Annotated in this window: 5 protein-coding genes; 4 read left to right on the forward strand and 1 reads right to left on the reverse strand. The window is 48.9% G+C overall.

Annotated elements, in window-relative coordinates:
- Positions 1-170: 170 nt before the first annotated feature.
- The gene (locus AC3DOM_RS15825) at positions 171-380 is read right to left on the reverse strand and encodes a cold-shock protein (RefSeq protein WP_487920009.1); all 210 of its coding nucleotides are present in this window, start codon (positions 378-380) and stop codon (positions 171-173) included.
- Between the two features lie 221 nt (positions 381-601).
- Here AC3DOM_RS15825 and AC3DOM_RS15830 point away from each other — a divergent pair, with 221 nt between their 5' ends.
- The 4 genes from AC3DOM_RS15830 to nuoE all read left to right on the forward strand — a co-directional run bounded on the left by AC3DOM_RS15830 (position 602) and on the right by nuoE (position 4,475).
- Entirely contained in the window at positions 602-1,366 is a 765-nt protein-coding gene (locus tag AC3DOM_RS15830) for a hypothetical protein (protein ID WP_487920010.1), read from the forward strand.
- The gene (locus AC3DOM_RS15835; RefSeq protein ID WP_487920011.1) at positions 1,363-2,376 is read left to right on the forward strand and encodes an alkaline phosphatase family protein; all 1,014 of its coding nucleotides are present in this window, start codon (positions 1,363-1,365) and stop codon (positions 2,374-2,376) included. Before AC3DOM_RS15830 ends, AC3DOM_RS15835 begins: the two co-directional genes overlap by 4 nt.
- Before the next feature lie 68 nt (positions 2,377-2,444).
- The gene (locus tag AC3DOM_RS15840) at positions 2,445-3,734 is read left to right on the forward strand and encodes an MDR family MFS transporter (protein ID WP_487920012.1); all 1,290 of its coding nucleotides are present in this window, start codon (positions 2,445-2,447) and stop codon (positions 3,732-3,734) included.
- 228 nt (positions 3,735-3,962) lie between these two features.
- A complete protein-coding gene (gene nuoE, locus AC3DOM_RS15845; RefSeq protein ID WP_487920013.1) occupies positions 3,963-4,475 on the forward strand; it encodes an NADH-quinone oxidoreductase subunit NuoE in 513 nt (170 codons plus the stop codon).
- The last annotated feature ends 141 nt before the right edge of the window (positions 4,476-4,616 follow it).

The following is a 4,616-nucleotide window of genomic DNA, read 5'->3' on the forward strand; positions in this document are numbered from 1 at the left end:
GCATTTTAGGCTCTGGCTGGATTTGCAATCCAGCGATTTCTCATAAACACGGGGACTGCAAATCCCCTTCGAGCCTAAAAAACACTTTTTACTGCGTAAGTCCTATTAAATAAAAAAGGGACTGCAATAATTGCAGTCCCTTTTATCTTTAAGGTTTATTGCAAACTGTTTTAGATGGCAACAACGTTTTCTGCTTGCAGGCCTTTATCACCTTGCGCAACAGTAAACTCTACAGCTTGTCCTTCTTCCAGGTTGCGGTAACCATCACCAATGATTGCACTGAAGTGTACGAAGACGTCATCGCCTTCTGCACGCTCAATGAAACCAAAGCCTTTGCTACCATTGAACCATTTTACGGTACCTTGTTCTTTTTCAGACATGATTTGAAACTCCTTTCATTTGAATATATTGCTAGTTCAAGCATGGGTTCCAAATCAAGATGTTACTCTTTACCTTAGAACTTCTGTTAATCAAGCAATGCATTGTACCCCACTATTCATTTCCTTGCATTAACCTTTTATTAACATTTTGTCGTCTCAATCCTCCATAATTTTGAGTTTCACCTCTCAGACTGTATAATATTCATTCAATGAAGAAATATATGCTATTTTTCCTGATCATCCTTCTGGTGTTAACCGCCTGCAATTTGCCCTCCTCCCCTGCGCCAATTGAGACTCCTATCCCACCAACCACAACACCGACTGATGTTCCAACCAGCACACCTGAACCAACCTCTACGGCCACACTTATCCCAACAGCCACTGCTACTGCGACCTTCACACCCTCGCCCACAATCACCCCCACTTTCACTGTGCTACGTGCCGAAGTATTGGAACGGGCCAACTGCCGCTACGGCCCCGGCTGGCCTTATCTCTACAAATATGGTCTTTTAAAGGGAAGCAATCTCGAGGTCATCGGGCGGCTCGACGATGCCAATTGGATCCAGCTCCAGGCCATCGGCGGTGATAATCCCTGCTGGGTCAAGGCTTCGCTGATGGAAGTCAAAGGCGATATTTTCACAGTTGAGCCAGTTTATCCTGATCAGGCTCCCCTGCCAGTATCGCCTTATTACGTACCCCTCAGCGGGGTCACCGCTACTCGTGAAAGGGATCAAATCACCATCCACTGGATAGGCCAAACCCTGCGCGCCGGTGACGAAGAAAATGCAAATAGCCCCCTCTATGTCGCTGAAATCTGGGCCTGCGAAAAAGGCGAGTTCAAATTCAGCCCATACGGCCTATATACCGAAGAACTGATCGTTTTTGATGAAGCAGGGTGCAGCGAAATCTCCCATGGGCAGGTTTACTTTGCCGAAAAACATGGCTATGCCGGACCAACACAGATCGAGTGGCCTGAAATTCAATGAAAAAATATCATGTGGGGATATTGGCGGCCGTTCTGCTCCTGAACGCCTGCCTGCCCTTTGCCGCGACACCTACTCAAACACCAACTCTCCCTCCAACTCGCCCGCCCGCAACGCAGACCCCATTTCAGCCTGCCACCGCGACATCTACATCTCCCCCGCCCACAGCAACCACTGCACCTCGCCCAATCGCAAAACGCGTCCTCGTCATCACCGTGGATGGTCTCCGCCCAGATGTGATCTCCCTGGCGCCGATGCCAAATCTACAAGCTTTGATGGAAACTGGAGCCTACTCTCTCACCGCACAAACCATCTATCCCAGCTCAACACTCCCCGCACATGCCTCCATGTTTACTGGCATGTGCCCAGATAAACATGACGTGTATTGGAATGATTACCTTCCAAATCGTGGCTATGCAAATGGACCCTCTGTTTTTGATATTGCTCACGATTTCGGTTTTAAAACAGTGATTGTTGCTGGTAAAGAAAAACTTCAACAAATTACCCGCCCTGAGAGCATAGATATCTTTGAATTCGTCAATGACCGAGATAGCGTTGTTGCCGCGGCTGCGGCTCCTATCATCGCCGAGGGGTTTGGTCTGATGCTCATCCACCTCCCTCTCGTAGATATTCTCGGCCATGAATATGGCTGGCTTTCTCCCAATTACATCATCGGCGCCTTTCGTGCTGATGAGGCGATTGGGATGATTCTTGCTGCACTGGACGAGGCTGGCTTGCGCCAGGACACGCTCATCATCGTCACAGCCGATCATGGGGGCGATATTAAATTCAAGCATGGAGGCAGGAGCCCCGCCGCGATGACCGTGCCTTGGGTGTTATCTGGGGCAAGCCTAAAGTCAATGGAATTAACCCGCCCAATCAGCGTGACAGATACCGCCGCGACGTTAGCTTATGCCCTGGAGCTGCCGATCCCCTCAATTTGGGATGGCATTCCCGTGATCGAAGCCTTTGGTGGACCCGCACCTTCCCGGGTTGAATTACCCTGTCAATAGACGCCATTTTCCCCTCAAAAACACGCCTAAACCTGCTATGGTTGCCTTTCTGTTACAAGGAATTTCATATGCTCACATCTCTACGATCTATCTATAACGAATATTCCCCGAAATTCTGGTTGGTGGTCGGTGTCTCGTTCATCGATGGCGTTGGCGGAAAAATTCTTTTCCCCTTCTTTAGCCTATATATCACCTGGAAATTTGATGTCGGCATGACCCAGGCCGGAATTGTATTGGGTATTTTCGCCGCCTTTGGGATGGTCGGCAACATGATCGGGGGGGCATTGACCGATAAATTTGGTCGTCGTAATCTGATCATTTTTGGCCTTGTAGCCAGCGCACTCAGCACACTTTCACTGGGATTGGTAAACGATCTTGCAGCACTTTATCCTCTCGCGGTTTTCGTCGGACTGCTCTCTCATATCGCCGGACCCGCACATCAAGCGATGATCGCCGATATCCTGCCCGAAAAACAGCGTGCTGAAGGATTTGGTATATTGCGTGTCGTTGGTAATCTTGCCTGGATCATTGGGCCAACTATCGGTGGATTCGTTGCCAACCGCTCGTATTTTGCGCTCTTCGTCACAGATGCCATCATCAGCTCAGTGGTGGCCATTCTTTTCTACTTCCTGATCAGCGAAACAAAACCCGAAGCCAGCTTGGAAGCAATATCCGAAACAATGCTCCAAACGTTCAAAGGATATTTTCTGGTGATGCGCAATATGGCGTATATGGCCTTCATTGCTGCTTCCATCCTGATGGGACTGGTTTATCTCCAAATGTATAATTCCCTCTCGGTTTATCTGCGCGATACCCACCAAATAGAACCGCAGGGCTACGGTCTTTTGATGACGACCAGCGCAGTAACAGTTATCTTGCTTCAATTCTGGACAACACGGCGCATCAAACGGCGTGCCCCCTTCACCATGATGGCACTTGGGGCATTCTTTTATGGCGCAGGTTTTCTGATGTTTGGTTTCGATCCCCTGGGTAAATTCAGCTACACATTTCCTCTTTTTCAATGGACTATTTCATTGAGCGGGACGTATATCTGGTTTATGGGCGCAATCGTGATCGTTACCATCGGCGAGATGATCATTATGCCAGTCAGCCAGGCTTTGGCGGCCAATTTTGCCCCCGAAGAGATGCGTGGACGTTATATGGCGATCTTCAGCCTGGCCTGGGCGATCCCCGCGACTTTTGGCCCTGCCCTGGCAGGGTTAATTCTGGATAATAAAAACTATAATCCCAACCTGCTCTGGTATATTGGCGGAGTGCTCTGCCTGATCTCCGTGATGGCATTTTACGCGCTGCATTTACGGTTGGGGAAAGAAACACGCTTTGCCGCAACACCTTGAGACGGGATTTTAGCCCATTCCTAATAGGTGCTGCCTTTCAATAAACTCATTCACTGGAGATTTTCTCTTCAGGATCAATATTTCGAATGACAGGAACCCGTTCCCTCCAAGGGAACGGGTTCCTGTCATATAGAGATGAAACCAGCAGATAAGGATAAATGTCAACCAAATATAAGAAATATGCGACTACCTTTTTCAGGAAAAAAATGGATAATAACAGGATGATTTATGCACTTTTTATTGGAGGTTCGATCTGAAACCATGACCGCTACCACACAATCCACCAACGGGCACGATCGGAGCGCACTCATTCCCTTGCTACAGCAGGTACAAGTAGAAATGGGCTATGTGCCAAAAGAAGCCATTACCGAGATCAGCAAAGAGCTGCGGGTCTCAACCAGTGATATTTTTGGTGTGTTGACCTTTTATGCCCAGTTCCGTTTGAAACCTGTCGGAAAACATATGGTCAAAATTTGCCGGGGAACGGCTTGTCACGTGCGCGGTGCACCGCTCATTATCGATGCTGTCGACGACGAACTGGGTTTGACCGATGGCGGCGACACTACCGAAGATGGTGAATTCACCGTTGAAAAAGTGGCCTGCTTTGGAGCTTGCTCTCTGGCTCCTGTGATGATCGTTGATGAAGAAACCAAAGGCAATATCACCCCGGATCAGGCGCGCAGGATGATAAAAAAGATAGTTAAAGAGATTGCCAAAAAAGCGGAGGTGGCCAATGGGTAGTTATTCTGCCATCCGTGAGTGGGCTGATAAAGAAGTCTCCCAGCAAACTGCTGACAAGGCCCGCATCGTGATCGGGCTGGGAACCTGCGGCATCGCTGCAGGCGGCAACGCAATACTCACAGCAGCCAAAAATACGGTTGC

This window comes from Candidatus Desulfolinea nitratireducens (assembly GCF_982879505.1).

Excerpts from the sequence above, each read along its gene's own strand:
- AC3DOM_RS15825 (WP_487920009.1), bottom strand. The coding sequence starts at position 380 with ATGTCTGAAAAAGAACAAGGTACCGTAAAATGGTTCAATGGTAGCAAA.
- AC3DOM_RS15830 (WP_487920010.1), top strand. The coding sequence starts at position 602 with ATGCTATTTTTCCTGATCATCCTTCTGGTGTTAACCGCCTGCAATTTG.
- AC3DOM_RS15835 (WP_487920011.1), top strand. The coding sequence starts at position 1,363 with ATGAAAAAATATCATGTGGGGATATTGGCGGCCGTTCTGCTCCTGAAC.
- AC3DOM_RS15840 (WP_487920012.1), top strand. The coding sequence starts at position 2,445 with ATGCTCACATCTCTACGATCTATCTATAACGAATATTCCCCGAAATTC.
- nuoE (WP_487920013.1), top strand. The coding sequence starts at position 3,963 with ATGCACTTTTTATTGGAGGTTCGATCTGAAACCATGACCGCTACCACA.